The 17,527-nt window shown below is 36.9% G+C and carries 21 protein-coding genes; 2 read left to right on the top strand and 19 right to left on the bottom strand.

The window, feature by feature from the left end:
* Positions 1 to 283: 283 nt before the first annotated feature.
* The 13 genes from CDZ92_RS03010 to CDZ92_RS02950 all read right to left on the bottom strand — a co-directional run bounded on the left by CDZ92_RS03010 (position 284) and on the right by CDZ92_RS02950 (position 10,893).
* Positions 284 to 685 (bottom strand): Asp23/Gls24 family envelope stress response protein, encoded by a 402-nt coding sequence (locus CDZ92_RS03010; protein ID WP_303621586.1) that lies wholly within the window; start codon positions 683 to 685, stop codon positions 284 to 286.
* Between the two features lie 16 nt (positions 686 to 701).
* Positions 702 to 2,060: an acetyl-CoA carboxylase biotin carboxylase subunit gene (accC, locus tag CDZ92_RS03005; RefSeq protein WP_096153473.1), complete on the bottom strand. Its 1,359-nt coding sequence runs from the start codon at positions 2,058 to 2,060 to the stop codon at positions 702 to 704.
* A gap of 12 nt (positions 2,061 to 2,072) precedes the next feature.
* Positions 2,073 to 2,576 carry an acetyl-CoA carboxylase biotin carboxyl carrier protein gene (gene accB / locus CDZ92_RS03000; RefSeq protein WP_096153472.1) on the bottom strand — a complete coding sequence of 168 codons (504 nt, stop codon included), beginning with the start codon at positions 2,574 to 2,576 and terminating at the stop codon, positions 2,073 to 2,075.
* A 625-nt stretch (positions 2,577 to 3,201) separates the two neighbouring features.
* Positions 3,202 to 3,798 carry a SpoIIIAH-like family protein gene (locus CDZ92_RS02995; protein WP_096153471.1) on the bottom strand — a complete coding sequence of 199 codons (597 nt, stop codon included), beginning with the start codon at positions 3,796 to 3,798 and terminating at the stop codon, positions 3,202 to 3,204.
* A gap of 3 nt (positions 3,799 to 3,801) precedes the next feature.
* Entirely contained in the window at positions 3,802 to 4,464 is a 663-nt protein-coding gene (gene spoIIIAG / locus CDZ92_RS02990) for a stage III sporulation protein AG (RefSeq protein ID WP_096153470.1), read from the bottom strand.
* Positions 4,465 to 4,466: 2 nt separating this feature from the next.
* Positions 4,467 to 5,090 (bottom strand): stage III sporulation protein AF, encoded by a 624-nt coding sequence (gene spoIIIAF, locus CDZ92_RS02985; protein ID WP_096153469.1) that lies wholly within the window; start codon positions 5,088 to 5,090, stop codon positions 4,467 to 4,469.
* A 13-nt stretch (positions 5,091 to 5,103) separates the two neighbouring features.
* A complete protein-coding gene (gene spoIIIAE, locus CDZ92_RS02980) occupies positions 5,104 to 6,276 on the bottom strand; it encodes a stage III sporulation protein AE (protein ID WP_096153468.1) in 1,173 nt (390 codons plus the stop codon).
* A 26-nt stretch (positions 6,277 to 6,302) separates the two neighbouring features.
* Positions 6,303 to 6,692: a stage III sporulation protein AD gene (gene spoIIIAD, locus CDZ92_RS02975; protein WP_176483831.1), complete on the bottom strand. Its 390-nt coding sequence runs from the start codon at positions 6,690 to 6,692 to the stop codon at positions 6,303 to 6,305.
* Positions 6,693 to 6,708: 16 nt separating this feature from the next.
* A complete protein-coding gene (gene spoIIIAC / locus CDZ92_RS02970) occupies positions 6,709 to 6,912 on the bottom strand; it encodes a stage III sporulation protein AC (protein WP_096153466.1) in 204 nt (67 codons plus the stop codon).
* A gap of 17 nt (positions 6,913 to 6,929) precedes the next feature.
* The gene (spoIIIAB, locus tag CDZ92_RS02965) at positions 6,930 to 7,442 is read right to left on the bottom strand and encodes a stage III sporulation protein SpoIIIAB (protein WP_096153465.1); all 513 of its coding nucleotides are present in this window, start codon (positions 7,440 to 7,442) and stop codon (positions 6,930 to 6,932) included.
* Positions 7,430 to 8,371, bottom strand: coding sequence for a stage III sporulation protein AA (spoIIIAA, locus tag CDZ92_RS02960; protein ID WP_096153464.1), 942 nt, complete (start codon positions 8,369 to 8,371; stop codon positions 7,430 to 7,432). The genes spoIIIAB and spoIIIAA overlap by 13 nt, the downstream gene beginning before the upstream one ends.
* Positions 8,372 to 8,471: 100 nt before the next feature.
* Positions 8,472 to 8,756, bottom strand: coding sequence for a YqhV family protein (locus CDZ92_RS02955; RefSeq protein WP_096153463.1), 285 nt, complete (start codon positions 8,754 to 8,756; stop codon positions 8,472 to 8,474).
* Positions 8,757 to 9,225: 469 nt separating this feature from the next.
* A complete protein-coding gene (locus CDZ92_RS02950) occupies positions 9,226 to 10,893 on the bottom strand; it encodes a glycoside hydrolase family 13 protein (protein WP_096153462.1) in 1,668 nt (555 codons plus the stop codon).
* A 246-nt stretch (positions 10,894 to 11,139) separates the two neighbouring features.
* Here CDZ92_RS02950 and CDZ92_RS02945 point away from each other — a divergent pair, with 246 nt between their 5' ends.
* Positions 11,140 to 12,381 (top strand): TolB family protein, encoded by a 1,242-nt coding sequence (locus CDZ92_RS02945; protein WP_096153461.1) that lies wholly within the window; start codon positions 11,140 to 11,142, stop codon positions 12,379 to 12,381.
* A 46-nt stretch (positions 12,382 to 12,427) separates the two neighbouring features.
* Here the strand turns inward: CDZ92_RS02945 and efp are convergent, their stop codons facing one another.
* The 4 genes from efp to CDZ92_RS02925 form a co-directional block, all read right to left on the bottom strand.
* Positions 12,428 to 12,985 (bottom strand): elongation factor P, encoded by a 558-nt coding sequence (gene efp / locus CDZ92_RS02940; RefSeq protein ID WP_096153460.1) that lies wholly within the window; start codon positions 12,983 to 12,985, stop codon positions 12,428 to 12,430.
* Positions 12,986 to 13,075: 90 nt separating this feature from the next.
* Complete coding sequence (locus tag CDZ92_RS02935; RefSeq protein ID WP_096153459.1) at positions 13,076 to 14,137, bottom strand: M24 family metallopeptidase; 1,062 nt, start codon at positions 14,135 to 14,137, stop codon at positions 13,076 to 13,078.
* 1 nt (position 14,138) lies between these two features.
* Complete coding sequence (gene aroQ / locus CDZ92_RS02930; protein ID WP_096153458.1) at positions 14,139 to 14,579, bottom strand: type II 3-dehydroquinate dehydratase; 441 nt, start codon at positions 14,577 to 14,579, stop codon at positions 14,139 to 14,141.
* Between the two features lie 80 nt (positions 14,580 to 14,659).
* Positions 14,660 to 15,187: a YqhR family membrane protein gene (locus tag CDZ92_RS02925; RefSeq protein WP_096153457.1), complete on the bottom strand. Its 528-nt coding sequence runs from the start codon at positions 15,185 to 15,187 to the stop codon at positions 14,660 to 14,662.
* 319 nt (positions 15,188 to 15,506) lie between these two features.
* Between CDZ92_RS02925 and CDZ92_RS02920 the strand changes: the two genes are divergently transcribed.
* Positions 15,507 to 15,881: an SA1362 family protein gene (locus tag CDZ92_RS02920; RefSeq protein ID WP_096153456.1), complete on the top strand. Its 375-nt coding sequence runs from the start codon at positions 15,507 to 15,509 to the stop codon at positions 15,879 to 15,881.
* Positions 15,882 to 16,027: 146 nt separating this feature from the next.
* Here the strand turns inward: CDZ92_RS02920 and CDZ92_RS02915 are convergent, their stop codons facing one another.
* On the bottom strand, positions 16,028 to 16,912 hold the full coding sequence (locus tag CDZ92_RS02915; protein ID WP_096153455.1) for a patatin-like phospholipase family protein: 885 nt from the start codon (positions 16,910 to 16,912) through the stop codon (positions 16,028 to 16,030).
* A 140-nt stretch (positions 16,913 to 17,052) separates the two neighbouring features.
* Positions 17,053 to 17,472, bottom strand: coding sequence for a transcriptional regulator MntR (mntR, locus tag CDZ92_RS02910; RefSeq protein WP_096153454.1), 420 nt, complete (start codon positions 17,470 to 17,472; stop codon positions 17,053 to 17,055).
* Between the last annotated feature and the right edge of the window lie 55 nt (positions 17,473 to 17,527).

The following is a 17,527-nucleotide window of genomic DNA, read 5'->3' as shown; positions in this document are numbered from 1 at the left end:
CCCGCAAGTCTCTGGGTATGTTTCAATTTAATCTTTTTGTGTTTCAATCTGGTTAATTTGTGTTTCAATCTCACAAGTTTGTGTTTCATTCCCCCTTCACGCACTACAATTTTTTCCTTTGTGTTTCAATCTGGTCGACTTGTGTTTCAATTTCTTCTCATTGTGTTTCAATCTTACTAGTTTGTGTTTCAATTGTTGGGAATTCACTTTTAAACAGAAAAAACCTTGTAGATGCCAAGTGAAGCTGAACACCTACAAGGTCAATTTATGGAAAATGTCAAAATTACATTTCTTCTTCTACTTCCACTTCGTTTTTCGCCGTTTCGAATTGAATGCCAACTACATGGATGTTTACTTCTTTTACTTCAAGCGCTGTCATATTTAGTAATGCTTGACGAATGTTGTCTTGTACTTTTTGAGCTACAGTTGGAATGGAAATACCAAATTGCATCACACAGAACACATCAATAGCAATACCTTCTTCTGTTAAATCAACTTTTACACCTTTACCGTGGTTTTTCTTGCCTAGTCTTTCTGCAACACCTGCAGCAAAGTTACCACGCATTTGTGAAACACCTTCAACTTCTGAAGCTGCAATTCCAGCAATTACTTCAATAACTTCTGGAGCAATTTCAACTTTTCCAAGTGATTCATTGGTGTTCATTTCAAGTAAGTTTCTTTCCATAATAAATTCCTCCTAATTAAGAGTTCATAACATCGTATTTCTCTAAAAACTTAGTGTTGAAGTTACCATCTTTAAATACTTCGTGATCCATAAGTTTTAAGTGGAAAGGAATGGTAGTATGTACTCCATCGCCTTCTACGACAAATTCACTTAACGCTCGTTTCATTCTAGAGATTGCTTCTTCACGTGTAGCTCCGTACGTAATTAATTTTGCTACCATGGAATCGTAATAAGGCGGAATAACATATCCCGGGTAAACAGCAGAGTCTACACGTACCCCTAAACCACCTGGAGCAAGATACATATTTATCTTCCCTGGGGATGGCATAAAGTTTTTGGATGGATTTTCTGCATTAATACGACACTCGATTGACCATCCATTAAATGTTACTTCTTCTTGTTTAAGGGATAGCTTTTCTCCTGAAGCTACTTTAATTTGTTCTTTTATCAAGTCTACTCCAGTAACCATTTCTGTAACAGGGTGTTCTACTTGAATACGAGTGTTCATTTCCATAAAGTAAAATTTACGGTTTTGATAATCGTATATAAATTCTATCGTACCTGCACCCGAATAGTCTACTGCTTTTGCTGCTTTAACTGCCGCTTCTCCCATTTCTTGACGTAATTCGCCATCTAAAACAGGTGATGGAGTTTCTTCTACAAGCTTTTGTAAACGTCTTTGGATAGAGCAATCACGTTCTCCAAGGTGTATCGTGTTGCCAAAGTTGTCTGCTAACACTTGTATTTCCACGTGGCGGAAGTCTTCTATATACTTCTCTAAATAAACACCTGGATTTCCGAATGCAGTTGCAGCTTCTTGTTGGGTAACAGAGATACCTTTTTTCAACTCTTCTTCATTGCGGGCAACACGGATACCTTTTCCGCCTCCCCCAGCTGTTGCTTTAATGATAACAGGGTAACCAATCTCTTTTGCAATACGCATTCCATCATCCAGTGTTTCAATAATGCCTTGTGAACCTGGTACAATTGGAACATTCGCAGCACGCATTGTTTCTCTAGCAATATCTTTTGTCCCCATCTTACTAATTGCTTCCGGACTCGGACCAACGAATGTAATATTACATTCACGGCAAAGTTCTGCGAAATCAGCGTTTTCGGCCAAGAAACCGTAACCAGGGTGGATTGCATCTGATTCTGTTAATTTTGCTACACTAATAATATTTGTAAAGTTTAAGTAGCTATCTTTAGAAGCTGTCGGTCCTACACAATATGCTTCGTCTGCAAGTTGCACATGTAGGGAGTCACGATCTGCTTCCGAGAAGACAGCAACTGTCTCAATGTTCATTTCACGACAAGCTCGGATGATTCGAACAGCAATTTCTCCTCTATTCGCAATTAATAGTTTTTTAATCATGAATTTCTCCCCTTATGAAAGTCTTACTAAAAATAATGGTTGACCGTATTCTACTAATTGGCCATTTTCCACTAATACTTCTACTATTTCCCCTTTTACTTCTGCTTCAATCTCATTGAAAAGTTTCATTGCTTCTACAATACAAACAACAGAGCTCTCACTTACTTTATCGCCTGCTTTTACATAATTATCTGCATCAGGAGATGGAGAAGCATAGAACGTACCTACCATTGGTGATGTGATTTTATGTAAGCTTGGGTCATTTACCGCAGCTACTTTTACTTCTTCTTTTGGTGCAACTTTTGTTTCTACAGCTACTGGTGCAGCTGGTGCTGAAGGTTGAACTGCAGGTGCTTCTGTCACTACAGTTGTTGGTACTGCTTGAACAGGTGCAGGTGCTGCATGGACAACTTTTTTCATTTTAATTTTTGAACCGTCATGTTCAAAAGTAAATTCGTCTATATTGGATTGGTCGATCAGTTTAATAATTTCTCTAATTTCTTGGATTTTTAACATGTCTTTCACTCCTTGAATACTGTATCTTTTTTTGGATGGTTTGCAAGATTGAAGCTATGTAGAATGTAAAGAAATCGGACACTTTATGTTTTATGTGCTCGACTAAAAGAATGTTAGCTTTTTGGGCTAAGCATTTTAGTAAGAAAAACATTAGTTCATATTCATCATACGATACTAGTAAGCCAAATTCAACTAAAAATAGTAATAGATATTATTACCTAGTCATAAAAAAACAGATTTATTTTTGGTTCAAACTGTTGATGTTCCCTGCAGGTGCTCGCTTTCCGCGGGTGGACTAGGGAGCCTCCTCGGCGCATGGCGCCTTATTTATACAGATTTTATCCACTTACCCACGTTCATATGAAATCGCTTACATATTTCTATTGTAATATTCACATATCTTACAATCAACTTTTTATTGCATGAATCAATTTCATCATTACGGTTCGTTTAATGAAAAACGAATATATTAGTGCAATACATAATAATATTTTCGATTATTAAGGTGTCTTAATACAGAATACGAAGCTATCATTCGTTTTTCGTATAGTAGTCATACGTTATGAAACGGACTCATAAAGGTAAAGCCCCAGGATTGACCTAGGGCTTTGAATACTAAGTATAATTAGTTGTTTGCTGTTTGGAATTCGATGTGGATGTTTTCGTTGCGTAAGTTAGTGAATTCTTGACGCACTAAGTGTAATACTTCGTTTGCAAGCTTTGGAGATTTTTCTTCTGATTTTAATGTTACACGAATTTTTTCGCCATCTACTAATACTAATGCATCGTTAAAGCCTCTTGCTTTAATTGCTTGCTCTAATACTTTTTCTTTTTGCTCTACTGCATTTAACTCATGGAATTGCTCCCAAGCTCTATTGATTTCATCTGCAGGTAATGAAGCGTTCGCTACTACTGCTTCTAAGTTTTCTTTCGCTTTACTTCTTAAGTTCTCTAAGTCTAAACGTAGTTTCATGAATGTTTCATCTCGATCTGTTTCAAAAGAAACTGTGCCACCAGTAGTAGTATCGCTATCCTCGTCCGCTTCTTCGTCAGTAGGATTTGTTACAACATTTTCACCACTTGGTTGCTCTGCACCTTGCTTTGGCTCATTGTCCATAGCAACTTGATTTGCATCCTGAGGACTAAAAACATAATACACTCCAAGAACGAAAACTAAACTTAACATTGTTAACAACCATACTGTTTGTTTTTTTAATAACATTCCTTATTCCCCCTTAGGTTTCTTTGGTAAAACTGCTACGCGGTGTTGTGGTACATCTAACACTTTCGTAACTGCCTCGATAAGCATTTGCTGAACTTTTATACTTTCAGCTCCTTGCGCTACTACTAATACACCCTTTACAGAAGGCTTTTTTGTTTCAATTACAAGAGGCTTTTCTTCTTCCCCTTTTCTCACAATCACTACTTGTTGATCGGTAGAAACGTCCTCGACATCACGTTTGCCTCCATTGCTATCCACTTCATTTGTTTTTTGTGTATGTGTTACATGATTTTTTTGTAACACTTGTAACTCTGAAGCTTCCACATTAACAACAACTGTGACATCATTAACGCCTAAAATGTTCTGTAGAGCCTCTTTTAATTGATTTTCATAGAGTCTTTCGTAATCGGTAATTGTAGTTGGCTGGCTGTCATTACTTTTTGGGTTGAATACCGTTTCCGTTTGTTCTACATCGTTATTACTAACAGCAGATGTTGGCGGAGAAGATTTTACTTCTCCCTTAGAATATAGATTGCTGAACAACATAAATCCTACTCCAACTGCTAGTACAAGGATAATGTATTGAAATTTAGCAGATCTCTTATCTTTTGAATCACCGAGTAATCCTTTAAGCCATTCAAAGAGATCTTTATTGTTTTTATCCATACTTACCTTTTCCCCCCTTCCACTGCAACAGAAATAATATTAGGATGTAGCTGCCATTGTTCGGATAAAAAAGCTTGGACCTTTTCATGATCTTCGCTTGTCTCGTTTCGTTCCAACGGCTTGGAGGTATCAATGTTGACTGGCTTTACTGTTGAAATGGCTGTAACAGTTTCTGCGTCTACTAATATGACTTCTACATACTCCAAAAAGTCATCTTCTGGCAAGGATGAAAGAGGCCCATCTTTTACAACGGGTTTAATTGATTTAACTTTTAGCCCATACTGTTCCATCAACTCCTCTTCTACTTGATCTTTCATTTTGTCAGCCATTTGTTCTAATGTATATGCATGATGTAGGGCTTGTATTTCTCTTTTCTTCGAATCTGTTAAATTTTTTATATTTTTTTCAGATATGTTAATAGAATTCGTTGTCATAGATGCAAAAAGTTCGTCCATATCAGTGGATAATAGTTTTAATATCGGAGTTAATATGACGACAATCAATAAAAGGCCGATTACCATTTTGGCGTACTTTTGCATGCTAGAATTAGGTAGCAACATATCAATAACGGTTGCTAGTAAAATGAAAATAATAATACTTGTTATCCATTCCGTTAAAAAACTCAATCCACTCACCTCACTATCTGACCATCACCGTAATGTTTCCAGCGGCGATAATGATGGTTATACTTAAGAAAAACATAAAAGATACGATTGCTAGGGAGGCAAACACATAGATGACGTTTTTACTAATAATGTCTAAGCATTTAATTACTGGTCCTCCACCTAATGGTTGTAATAACGCTGCAGCTAGTTTATAAATCAGGGCAATTGATAGTATTTTAATAGCTGGAAATGCGGCTAGCATGATAATGGTTGCAACCCCTAATATTCCGACTGTATTTTTCAAAAGCAACGACGCACTAATAACAGTGTCAGTTGCATCTGTAAACATCCGTCCGATTACTGGAATGAAATTACTTGTGACAAATTTTGCTGTCCGAATCGTTATACCATCCGCTACTGCTGCACTTGCACCTTGGATCGAAATAACGGTTAGAAATACCGTTAAGTAAATCCCTAACAACCCGATACTAATATTTCTTAGTAGTTGAGCAAGCTGGGTTACTTTGTATTGCTCGCTTAACGTACTTACAATGCTAAGAACCGTCGATAAGTATAATAGAGGTAAAACGACAAACTGGATTAATAGACCACTTGTGTTCATTAAGAAAATAATAACTGGATGAAAGATTGATGCTGATATTAGCCCACCTGAACTTGCTATTAATGCTAGTAATAGTGGTACGAGTGCGATAATAAAGCCCATCATATTTTGGATGGCATCTTTTGTATAAGTAATGGCAATATGAAAACTGTTTAAAGAAAGAATGATTAAAACCATAAAAACAACCGCATAGGCAATTTTACTGACCGCTTTTTGTTCGAAAGCATTTTGTAATGTTTGAAGGAACGTACTAAAAATGGTTAACAGTATGAGGCTACCTAGTAGTTTTCCATTTACGAGTAATTCATGAAATAAGTATTTAAGTCCACCTTTGAACCATTCATCTATAGAGAAAGACTTGTCCCCTTTTACAAAATCCATGAACGGGCCTTTCTGACTTTCCGGTAAGAAACCGCCATATTCATTCATTACTTTATCCCAGTACTCTTTTATTTCGTCTACTCCTACTTGTTCTAACTGATCTGTTACTAATTCTGAAGGTGACGAGGGAGAGGCTTGTACATTATCAGCTAGAAAAAGAGTAATGATCATGGCTAGAATGGCTAGTGTGACGTTTTTTTTCATCCTCTTTCTCCCTCCTTCCTTTAAGTTTAAGAAGGTATCAATCTTATAATGGTTTCAATAATGACGGTTAGTATTGGTATCGCCATGGCTAGTATAAGTATTTTTCCAGCTAGCTCAATTTTGGAGGCTATCGCTCCTTGTCCAGCATCTTTTGTTATTTGTGCACCAAACTCTGCGATGTAGGCAATGCCAATTATTTTAAGTATTGTTTCTACATACACCATGTTTACGTTTGCGTTAATGGCAAGTCGCTCTAACATACTTATTACTTCAAACACTTGGTCCATTAGAAATAAAAAAATGGCACAACCTACAAAAACGACTAATAAAAATGCGAATGTCGGCTTTTGTTCCTTCACAATTAATGCTAGGAACGTGGCAACAAGACCTAATCCGACAATTTGTATAATCTCGATAGGTCATCACCCCTTATCATTGGAACAGGAATACGGATTTTATCTTTTTAAATAAGTCCTCTACGATACTAGCAACCATGAATAATATATAAATAAATCCAAGGAGTGTAACCCACTGTGCATATTCTTCTTTGCCTAACTGTTTTAACACCGTATGCATAAAAGCTACGATAATTCCGATACCTGCTATTTTAAATATTACATCTACCTCTATGCCCATCGTCGTTCCCCCTAAAATTAATACAATAAAATGACTAATAGTAATCCAGATAAGATCCCTAAGCTTTTAAACATCTTTTCGTTTCGAGCTTGTTTGTCTCTTGCATCTAACTCTTCTCTTTCTAAATGGGTCATGGCTAAAACTATATGTTTTTGTTGTGTAGCCAAGTCATGTTGGCCAAGTGTTTCGCCAAACTGCTTTAATATTTCAATCTCAGCTGATTTGAATGCTGTACTTTTCCAAACTTCTTCTAAACTATCATGCCAGGCTTGTTTTACCGATACATCACCTTTTTCGAGCTTGCCGGCGAAAGTCGCAAAAAACCATGTTAGTGGCTTATCCAATTGTTTCGCTATATGTTTACAAGCTTCTGCAAGTGGTGTGTGACCATACATTATTTCCGCCTCAAGTGACTGCAAGGCAACTTTTAGCTGCCTCAACTGCTTAGGTCTTTCCATTAAATGACGAGCTAGTTCAAAACCTGCCCAAGAAGTGGCAACTATAATTAATACCGCTCCTAATAATTGCATGATTGTATCACACCCTTATCTTTGGAGATAACCTTACCATCTTCATCTAGTATTTTTTGAATCGTACCTGGTCCATTTCCTCTACCTAAAATGACATATCGTTTGATTGCTTTCATCTCTATCATTTCTTTCACACTCGGACGTATTAGCAGTTCTTGAAAAGTAGATGCATGTGCAGACAATAGCAGGCCAACCCCAGCATTAACTGCTTCTTTTACCGCTTCACTATCTTCATTTCTACCAATTTCATCTACTACAATGACATCTGGGCTCATAGAGCGTATTAGCATCATCATCCCTTCCGCTTTTGGACAACCATCTAAAACGTCCACCCTAATCCCTAATTCATGTTGTGGAATACCTTTAACGGCGCCAGCTATTTCCGATCGTTCGTCGACGATACCAACTTTACATGAAGGAATATTTTTTTCCTTTACTCCCATACTCATCGCTCTAGCTAAATCACGCAACATCGTTGTTTTACCTGTTTGTGGTGCACCTAAAATCATCGTACTGTGCCATTTTCCTTCATATAAATATGGCAATAACGGTGTAGCTACCCCAATTTTTTGTTTAGCTATTCGTATATTGAAAGATGCTACGTCGCGAATTGCTTTCACATAGCCATTTTGTGTGATTACTTTTCCAGCCAAACCTACACGGTGTCCACCAGCAATTGTAATAAATCCCCGTTTCAGTTCTTCTTCTAGGGCATAAATGGAAAAATGACTTATCTTATTGAGTAATTGAATGCCGTCCTCTTCTGTAACTGTATACGGAGGAAAAACCGGTGTTCCAGCAACGATAAGCTCCAATGGACGATTTACACGCACTCGTACTTCTTCCATCCTTTCCAACGTCATTGGACTCAATGTTTGAATGATCTTACATATAGAAGCGGGCAAAACGCTCATCACGCTACTTAACATAAATAATTCTCCTTTAGTTCTTTCGTTACTTACAATCTATGCAAGCTTGACCAATTTATATGCTTGCTTGTACAAACTTTCTGGACTTATGTTTAAAGGATTATTTATAGATTCCATATAGTATGAATGAAACGCCTATCCCAATAAAGACGAGTTTGGAAAACGATATTTCATCTGCAATACTTATTAACCCAATCATCATCGTAGAAATAAAGATGACTGGTCCAACGACCGCAAGCATGGAGTTGACGACGACTGCTTTTTTTACATCGTTTAACATCAGCATAATAATAGCTGCACTTATTTCGATGAGACCAGAAACAAGGCGTAAACCTGCCATCGAAAGGACAGCTGATTCTATTTGTGTACCGAAAATCTTCTTCATTACAAGTCCTCCTATCCACCCTCATTCAGGTGGTACTTCCTACTTGTACAACCTATGCACGTATGTATAGAAAAAGAAGTGTAAAATGTGGTTTGATTGTGGTTGTTTTGAAGTAATCTGATGCTACTGAAGTTATGAGAAAGTGCTAATCTGGTTGACAACAATAACAAGGACTCATTTAAAGCAATAACCTAGCTGCTGATTGGAGCGCAAGTCGGAGACTCCTCGAAAATGCTAACGCATTTCCTTCGTGCGATGCATCGCTCCCGTAGCCCTCCTTGTCCTGCGGGAGAAGCGAAGTACGGGAGACCCCACAGGTGCGGATGCGCCGAGGAGGCTCCCGACTTGCCCGCGGAAAGCGAAGACTTGCACGGGTATCAACAGCGGTGTTTAACAAGATAATTAAAAATAAAAGCAAAAAAAGGCACACAGACTAAATTTAGCCTGTGTGCCTTTTCTATTCTTATACTTATTTCACTACATACACTCTTGTTTCATAAGGCTTTAACATAAACGTTGTTTCATCTTTATGTTCTGCAACTTCATAGTTCTGTAACTTTAAATTAGCAGATGCAACAGGTAGCTTTCCATAGCTGTACTCTACTTCTTCTGCACTGATGTTACAAATCACAAGACCTATAGCACCTTCTAAAGTACGTGTGTATGCATAAATATTTTTATCTTCTTCTAAAATCAAGTCATAGTTGCCGTATACAAAAACTTCTTCTTCTTTGCGAAGTTTAATCATATCACGGTAGAAGCTTAGCACGGATTCAGAATCATTCCACTGTGCTTCTACGTTAATGTTTTTGTAGTTCTCGTTTACACCTAACCATGGAGTACCAGTTGTAAATCCTGCATTTTCGTCCGCGTTCCAATGCATAGGTGTACGAGAATTATCGCGACCGTTTTTCCAAATTAGTTCCATTACTTTTTGAGCATGCTCTGCGCCTTTAACACTTTCAATGCGATAAAGGTTTTTCATTGCTACATCATCATATTGATCAATAGAATCAAATTTTACGTTTGTCATTCCAATTTCTTGACCTTGATAGATGTATGGAGTACCTTGCATAAAGAAGTATAGTGCACCTAACACCTTTGCACTCTCTACTAAATATTCCTTGTCATTGCCCCATGTAGAAACAGAACGTGCCTGGTCATGGTTTTCTAAGAATAAAGCATTCCAGCCATTTCCTTCTAAACCTTTTTGCCACTTCGTTAATGTTTCTTTTAATTGAAGGAGATCAACGCCGCCTTCCGTACCTTTATTCCACAAACCTAGGTGTTCGAATTGGAAAATCATATTGAATTTACCATTCTCCTCGCCAACCCACTCGTCCGCTTGGTGAATCTTTACTCCGTTTGCTTCACCGACTGTCATAATGTCGTATCGCGCAAACGTTTGCTCTTTCAGTTCTTGTAAAAATTCTTGAATGCCTTCTACATTCATCATGTAATCAAACGAAGGTACATAGTCTAATTTCTTTGGATTCGGTAAATCCGGAAATCCTGGTTCTTTTTTAATATGAGAAATAGCATCCACACGGAATCCGTCAATTCCTTTATCTAACCACCAGTTAATCATGTCATAAAGTGCAAAGCGTACGTCTTTATTTTCCCAGTTTAAATCTGGTTGCTTTTTGTCAAATAAGTGCATAAAGTATTCTTTTGTTTTCTCATCATATTCCCAAACAGAACCACTGAAAATACTTTCCCAGTTGTTTGGCTCTTTTCCATTTTTATCTTCTTCCCAAATGTACCAGTCACGTTTTGGGTTGTCTTTAGAAGACTTTGATTCGATAAACCAAGGATGCTCGTCACTTGTATGGTTAATAACGAGGTCAATAATAAGTTTCATTCCTCTTTCATGAACTCCAGCTAAAAGCTCGTCGAAATCTTCCATGTTACCGAAGTCTTCCATAATATCTTGGTAGTCACTAATGTCATATCCATTATCAGCGTTAGGTGACTTATACATTGGACAAATCCAAATTACATCAATTCCAAGTTCTTTTAAGTAATCTAGTTTTGTAATAATTCCTCTTAAATCACCAATTCCGTCACCATTTGAATCCATAAAGCTTCTTGGATAAATTTGATAAGCTACAGCTTCTTTCCACCAGACTTTATTCATAAAGCACACTCCCTTTATCTATAACCCTTATTAAATATTTCATTTCATTTTTTGCGTAAACGTTTGCACAATTGCACAAAAAAAATATAAATAGTTATTCTCACTACTTTACTATAACATTTTTTCTTTATTTTTCAAATGAAATTTAGCCTAGTTTTTCTGTTCTTCCGTATATCTGTTTTTACACATTATTTTGCTTATTTTGGTAATGCTATTAAAAAAGTTTAAAAAGCGGGTGTATTTACTTTGTATAAATATTTTCTAAGCTTCATTGTCATTTTATTGTTATTTCCTAATTCGTTTCAGGCAGCGGAAATCCCGAATGAAAAAGCTGCATTCACACGTGATGGACATCTTTTTATTTGGGTAAATGGTGAAGAAACGATGATAACAGATGATTTGTATGTTTCAGATCCAGCTTGGTCTTACGACGGCAACTATTTAGCTTATAAGGCAGTTCCTTCATTAGATAATAACGGCTCAGAAATTCAGGAAGTTTGGATTTTACATATTCCCACCAACAAACAGTACAAATTAAGTATTCAAGGTTCTGAATATAAGTGGTCTCCCACGAAAAATGAGCTAGCAGTACTTTCGGACAACTCCTTGTCCATTGCTCAATTAAAAGAGGATTCATTGCCAATCATTCATCCTTTAGCAAATGGAGTATGGTCATTTGTTTGGGCAATAGATGGCTCGAACATTCTTTTAAGTAAGGAAGCTGTTTTATTTCCAGACGGTTGGAGTCATCCACGGTTATATACAGTTTCTTGGGTAGAAAAAGAAGTAAACGATTGGGATGTGTCTGTGAATTCTTTATTTACTGCTCCTTCGCCAATCACTGTTGGAGATTCAACTATTCATTCTATTTCTATGGATCATTTCCGCTGGTCAAACGATTTGAAATGGTTAGCCATGATTATTACACCAACCGCTTCTTTATCAGAAGATAGTAATATTGTAGGTGCTTTTGCACCTGAGAATAAAGTATTTATTCCGTTAGGAGAAATGTTAAACAAAGAAGAATGGCTGCAATGGGCACCAAGCAAGCCGTTACTAGCAACTATACAAGGTAGTGGCAGATTACAAGCAGGATACTCTAATAAAAAACTTACGATCCAAACGGTTCTACCGATGAAAACAAAGGTGTACACTCCGGAAAAGTATGCAGATATTGATTTTACGTGGGTAGATGATGGGAACATTATTGTAGCAAGAGGAAAAGAAACTCCAGAGCCATCCACATTTGAGCCCTCTTTGTATTTAGTGGATATAAAAAATAATAAATCAACAAAGTTAGTTAATAACCCTAAAGGTTCATCAGATTATCGTCCAGTTATATTACATAATTACAAAAGTCTGACTTGGATAAGATCAGATGCCCAAGGAAATAAACATGTTTTTTTAAGTGAATTGGATGGACAATCAGAGAAAAAGATTATTACGAAAGTAGACAACATTACGTGGTATGTTGGAAAAGTAGAATAAAAAGAGGCAAGACACACATTCAATGAGTGTCTTGCCTCTTTTTTTATTATGCGCGGGATACGTAGCTTCCCTCTGTTGTATTAATGATTAGCACGTCACCTTCGTTAATGAAGAAAGGAACTTGAACTGATAGTCCTGTTTCAACTATAGCTGGTTTAGTACCACCTGAAGCAGTGTCACCTTTAATTCCTGGTTCTGTTTCTGTTACTTTTAATTCTACAGTGTTTGGAAGCTCGATACCGATTGTTTCACCATGATACATCATGATAGCAACTTCCATGTTTTCTTTTAAATATTTTAATTCGTACTCGATTTGAGTTGCTGGTAATTCAATTTGGTCGTATGACTCCGTGTCCATGAACACGTGTAAGTCACCGTTTGCATATAGATATTGCATTTTACGGTTGTCAATTTGTGCTTTCCCCACTTTTTCACCAGCACGGAACGTTTTTTCTTGAATCGCACCAGTACGTAGGTTACGAAGTTTAGAGCGAACGAAAGCTGCTCCTTTACCTGGCTTAACGTGTTGGAAATCCATTACGCGCCAAATTCCTCCGTCTACTTCTACTGTTACACCTGTGCGAAAATCATTTACTGAAATCATTTTTTATCCTCCTACTAATAAGCAAATATGACAGAGCTACTTTTATTGTTTCCTTTGAAACAACGGTTTACTCTGTATGCTTTTAAGCCATTATAATGTAATAAGTTCTTTTGTGGAGTGAGATAAGCTTTCATTACCGTTTTCTGTAACTACTGTATCATCTTCAATACGGCATCCACCTACACCAGCTATATAAATACCTGGCTCCACTGTTACAACCATTCCTGGCTCTAAGATTGTATCAGATTTAACCGACAAGGATGGTCCTTCATGTACTTCCATTCCTAATCCGTGACCTGTAGAGTGACCAAAGAACTCTCCATAGCCCTTTTCTGTAATATAATCTCGAGTCAACGCGTCTGCTTCACGACCAGTAATACCAGCTTTAATACCTCTCATACCGCGAAGTTGTGCTTCTAGGACAGTATCATAAATGTTACGAAGCTCATCACTAATTTGTCCAATCGCTACTGTACGAGTGATATCAGAGTTGAATCCTTTGTAAAACGCACCAAAGTCCATCGTTACTAGTTCACCAGTTTGAATTACTTTATCAGAAGCCACACCGTGTGGTAATGCTGAACGGTAACCGGATGCTACGATAATGTCAAATGACGAAGATACCGCTCCATTCTTTCTCATAAAGAATTCTAACTCATTGGAAACATCTAGTTCTGTTAAACCAGGTTTTATGTATGTAAGGATATGATCGAAAGCTGCGTCCGCTATTTGCGTTGCTTCCTTTAATATCTTAATCTCTTGCTCAGACTTAATCAAGCGTAATTTTTCCACCATGCTTGAAACAGGAACAAGTTCAGCTTTAATAGTTGTTTTGTATGCTAAATATGCAGAGAAAGTTACGTGATCTTGTTCGAAACCAAGTCTACTAATTCCTAGTTCTTTTACTTGTTCTGCAATCTCTTCTATTAATCCACCTTTTTGTTGAACAATCGTGTAACCTTCACACTGCTTGCTCGCTTGCTCTGTGTAACGGAAATCGGTAATGAACACCGCTTTATCTTCGGTAATAATTGCAACTCCTGCACTTCCTGTGAAGTTTGTTAAATAACTACGGTTTTTCCCGCTCGTTACTAAAAGTGCATCAATATTTGAATCTTGAAAATGATTTCTAAGCTTTGTTAACTTTTCCATTCTAATTCCCCCTACCTTTATTTAGCAATGCTAGTACTGCTAATTCGTATCCATGAAACCCTAAACCAACTATTTGTCCAATGGTAACTGGTGCAGTTACCGACACATGCCGGAAGCTTTCACGAGCATGAACATTAGAAATATGTACTTCTACCACCGGGATAGAAACGCTTTCTATCGCATCTCTAATCGCATAGCTATAATGAGTAAATGCACCTGGATTGATAACAATTCCGTCAAATTGATTTTCCGCTTCATGAATCCAATCAATAATTTGACCTTCATGATTGCTTTGAACACAGTTCACTTCAATTTGATGCTGGTTTTCCATCCCTTTTAAGTTGTGTTCTAAATCAGATAACGTTTTATCCCCATATATATGAGGCTCCCGTAGTCCTAGCCTATTTAAGTTTGGACCATTGATTACTAATATTCGCATTATACGATTCCCCTATTTTAAAAATGAAAAAAAGAAAAGAATGTCCAATTACTGAACATTCTATCATATTCTATTCATTTACTCTACTTGTTTGATGTTTGCTGATGGCTACCATGTTGCTTTCTATACTGCATTTCATTATGTTCAAACGAAATCGAATAACCTACAAACACTCCGAAAAGGATATATAAGCATAAGTTTGTAACGTTTGTTTCTAAAGTTAATTTATTTACCGTTTCAATAGAAGGAAACATCGGGTTCAAGATGATAAATACTAACCCCCATAGTGCTCCACCGTACAAAATACCAATCCAAAACTGAGGGAATTTTTTTAATGCGGCAAAATAAGCAATTGCGGCTCCGATTCCTAAAATTCCTATGACGACAATACTTATGATATTTCCAAGGATGCCATTTTTCCAAGCTCCTAGGGCCCACGGTTGTAGGACGAAATTTGGGCTGATTTCTGTAAAGTTAAATATGTAAGCTACATATCCAAGGGAACTCCATAATATGCCACCAACTAAACCTGTGATGATTACTTTTGTCATGAAGCTCATTGGTTCTTCACGTTTATTTTGATCTAACTGTTCGTTCTCACTCAACACCATTCACCTCTAACCTTTACTTTTAAACCTATCTTTCCATATTGTTTATTTTTCCATTCATCTTTATGAAACAAATTTGTGCGACTAGAGGTTTTTTTGTACATAAGGTAGAATATTAAGAAATAAGCTTCTAAATTTTGTTTTCAATCTAGGTAATTCGCAAATTAGTTGCAGAAATGACAAAACAAGCAAAAAAGATTGTAAAGGACAGTATAAAAATCAGCAACAAGCCTTATCCTATACTATATAATAAATAATAATCTAGGTGAACGATAGGAACATAGAACGTTTCTTCTCATTGGGTTGTTGGGAGGTGCCGAAAATGAAAAAAAGTATACAGAAACCAATATTAATCACCATTTTATCTTTGGCAGGTTTTTATGTTATTTACGAGCTCTTTAACAATACAAGAGGTTTTATAACTAGTATGCTTGTAATCGTTGGAGTAGCGACACTTATCTTTTTTGTGTTCCGTTATTTTATTTCGGGTCGAATTGTGGGATCGGACTCCAATTACAGAAAAGCATTGCAGCAATCAAAGAAAAAATATAATGCAAACTCTAAGCCGGTCGTTACACTTAATGGCAAAGAGAGAAAGCCAACGAAATCGACTTCATCTATTAAAAGAAAATCTTCTACGCATTTAACTGTGATTGAAGGAAAGAAAAACAAGAAAAAAAACCGAGCATTCTTTTAAAATAGAATGCTTGGTTTTTTGCTTTTAAATAGCTATTACAAGCGCTGCGGATTGTCGGGCAAGTCTTCGCTTTCTGCGGGCTGGTCTAGTTTCAGCGGCTAGATAGTATTTAAATCCTACAACATTATATAACTCTTCAACGCTGTTCAATAACACCATTTTCTTAGGAAGAGTTCGGCTTTTTGTTTTCCTAATTGGACGAGGGCTTCTTTTTTTAGTTCTGCTAGTTCGAATTCGGTGGCGATGACATGGTCGGTTGGGATGAAGATAATGTTTTTTTCGTGTCTTCTTGAGATATATTTTGCATCGTGGGCGTCTTTCATTGTTTCAAAGAGTGCACCGAACATCGTGATGGCGTTATTTATTTTATTAACTGGGCCGTCTTCTAAATTTGAACTTAGCTGAATTCCTAGAGCAGGTCTGACTTTCGGTATTCTATCATTGTCAAATAACCATAGTGGAAAGTTACTTAACACTCCTCCATCTACAAATAAGTGGCAGGCACCTTTATTTTTCAATTTTACAGGTTCAAAAAAGTAGGGAATGCTACAGCTCATACGAATTGCTTTTGCAACGGGAAATGTTCTTGGATTTACATTGTATTTCGGAAGATCCTCTGGCAATGTGACAATTCTTCCGCTAGTTAAGTCTGATGCAATAATACGTAATGACTGAGGTGGTAAATCGCCAAAAGAGTAAATTCCTTTCGCAGCTAATTTTTTTGTCAGCCACGCTTCTAATGCATCTCCCTTATATAAACCTAGTCGCCAATATAAAAGGAGCCACTTTGTGAAAGAGAACGGGAGAAACGTTTTTCGCTCATCTAAAAATTGTTTCACATTCATCTCGTCTAACATTTTATTCATTTCATCTGCGGTGTAACCTGCTGCAACAAATGCCGCAATGATAGATCCAGCACTCGTGCCTGCAACTCGAACAAAGCGAAGGCCTTTGTTTTCAATTGCTTGTAAGGCACCTACTAACGCATATCCTTTAATTCCTCCTCCAGAAAATACACCATCAATGAACAAAGGAGTACCACCTCCATCTGTTTAAAATGTAGTTTTGGATTGAAAATTTTATGACTGGAAAATGAAGCTAATTGCACATTTTTGTAAAATAAAAAAATTAAAGGCTAGCATCCTTGTGCTAGCCTTAGAGTGTGTATTATTTAATTTTCGTTTTTGTGTTGAATTTCCTGCAAGACTTTTGTTCTATTTTCGTCTTCTTCGAAGTATTGAACTAAATCGCCAATTCTGTCAATGGCATTCCAACTTAGGTGATGTTCTATTCCTTCTACATCGTTGTATATGTTTTCTTCATCTACGCCGATAATTCTTAAAAATTGTTCTAGTAATTCATGACGGTCAACTAATCTTTTCCCTATTTTTTTCCCTTTAGCTGTTAAAACAAGACCGCGGTATTTTTCATAAACTAAGTATTCATCTTTGTCTAGTTTTTGAACCATTTTTGTAACGGATGAAGGGTGAACGGCTAACGCTTCTGCGATGTCTGAAACTCTGGCGTATCCTTTATCTTCTATTAACAAATATATTTGTTCAATATAATCTTCCATGCTCGGTGTCGGCATGCAAACCCCTCCATCTTCTCTATCTTTTAGGAAAACCCGATTGTATGTACGATTT

Source organism: Bacillus sp. FJAT-45066 (assembly GCF_002335755.1).
In the GTDB taxonomy this organism is placed as follows: Bacteria; Bacillota; Bacilli; order Bacillales; family Bacillaceae_I; genus Bacillus_CD; species Bacillus_CD alkalisoli.
Note: the sequence above shows the minus strand (reverse complement) of the source record. Positions and strands in the feature narration are given on the sequence as shown.

What these genes read in the sequence shown, in the direction of transcription:
- CDZ92_RS03010 (WP_303621586.1), bottom strand. Translation starts at nt 685, where the DNA reads ATGGAAAGAAACTTACTTGAAATGAACACCAATGAATCACTTGGAAAA.
- accC (WP_096153473.1), bottom strand. Translation starts at nt 2,060, where the DNA reads ATGATTAAAAAACTATTAATTGCGAATAGAGGAGAAATTGCTGTTCGA.
- accB (WP_096153472.1), bottom strand. Translation starts at nt 2,576, where the DNA reads ATGTTAAAAATCCAAGAAATTAGAGAAATTATTAAACTGATCGACCAA.
- CDZ92_RS02995 (WP_096153471.1), bottom strand. Translation starts at nt 3,798, where the DNA reads ATGTTATTAAAAAAACAAACAGTATGGTTGTTAACAATGTTAAGTTTA.
- spoIIIAG (WP_096153470.1), bottom strand. Translation starts at nt 4,464, where the DNA reads ATGGATAAAAACAATAAAGATCTCTTTGAATGGCTTAAAGGATTACTC.
- spoIIIAE (WP_096153468.1), bottom strand. Translation starts at nt 6,276, where the DNA reads ATGAAAAAAAACGTCACACTAGCCATTCTAGCCATGATCATTACTCTT.
- spoIIIAC (WP_096153466.1), bottom strand. Translation starts at nt 6,912, where the DNA reads ATGGGCATAGAGGTAGATGTAATATTTAAAATAGCAGGTATCGGAATT.
- spoIIIAB (WP_096153465.1), bottom strand. Translation starts at nt 7,442, where the DNA reads ATGCAATTATTAGGAGCGGTATTAATTATAGTTGCCACTTCTTGGGCA.
- spoIIIAA (WP_096153464.1), bottom strand. Translation starts at nt 8,371, where the DNA reads ATGTTAAGTAGCGTGATGAGCGTTTTGCCCGCTTCTATATGTAAGATC.
- CDZ92_RS02955 (WP_096153463.1), bottom strand. Translation starts at nt 8,756, where the DNA reads ATGAAGAAGATTTTCGGTACACAAATAGAATCAGCTGTCCTTTCGATG.
- CDZ92_RS02950 (WP_096153462.1), bottom strand. Translation starts at nt 10,893, where the DNA reads ATGAATAAAGTCTGGTGGAAAGAAGCTGTAGCTTATCAAATTTATCCA.
- efp (WP_096153460.1), bottom strand. Translation starts at nt 12,985, where the DNA reads ATGATTTCAGTAAATGATTTTCGCACAGGTGTAACAGTAGAAGTAGAC.
- CDZ92_RS02935 (WP_096153459.1), bottom strand. Translation starts at nt 14,137, where the DNA reads ATGGAAAAGTTAACAAAGCTTAGAAATCATTTTCAAGATTCAAATATT.
- CDZ92_RS02925 (WP_096153457.1), bottom strand. Translation starts at nt 15,187, where the DNA reads ATGGTGTTGAGTGAGAACGAACAGTTAGATCAAAATAAACGTGAAGAA.
- CDZ92_RS02920 (WP_096153456.1), top strand. Translation starts at nt 15,507, where the DNA reads ATGAAAAAAAGTATACAGAAACCAATATTAATCACCATTTTATCTTTG.
- mntR (WP_096153454.1), bottom strand. Translation starts at nt 17,472, where the DNA reads ATGCCGACACCGAGCATGGAAGATTATATTGAACAAATATATTTGTTA.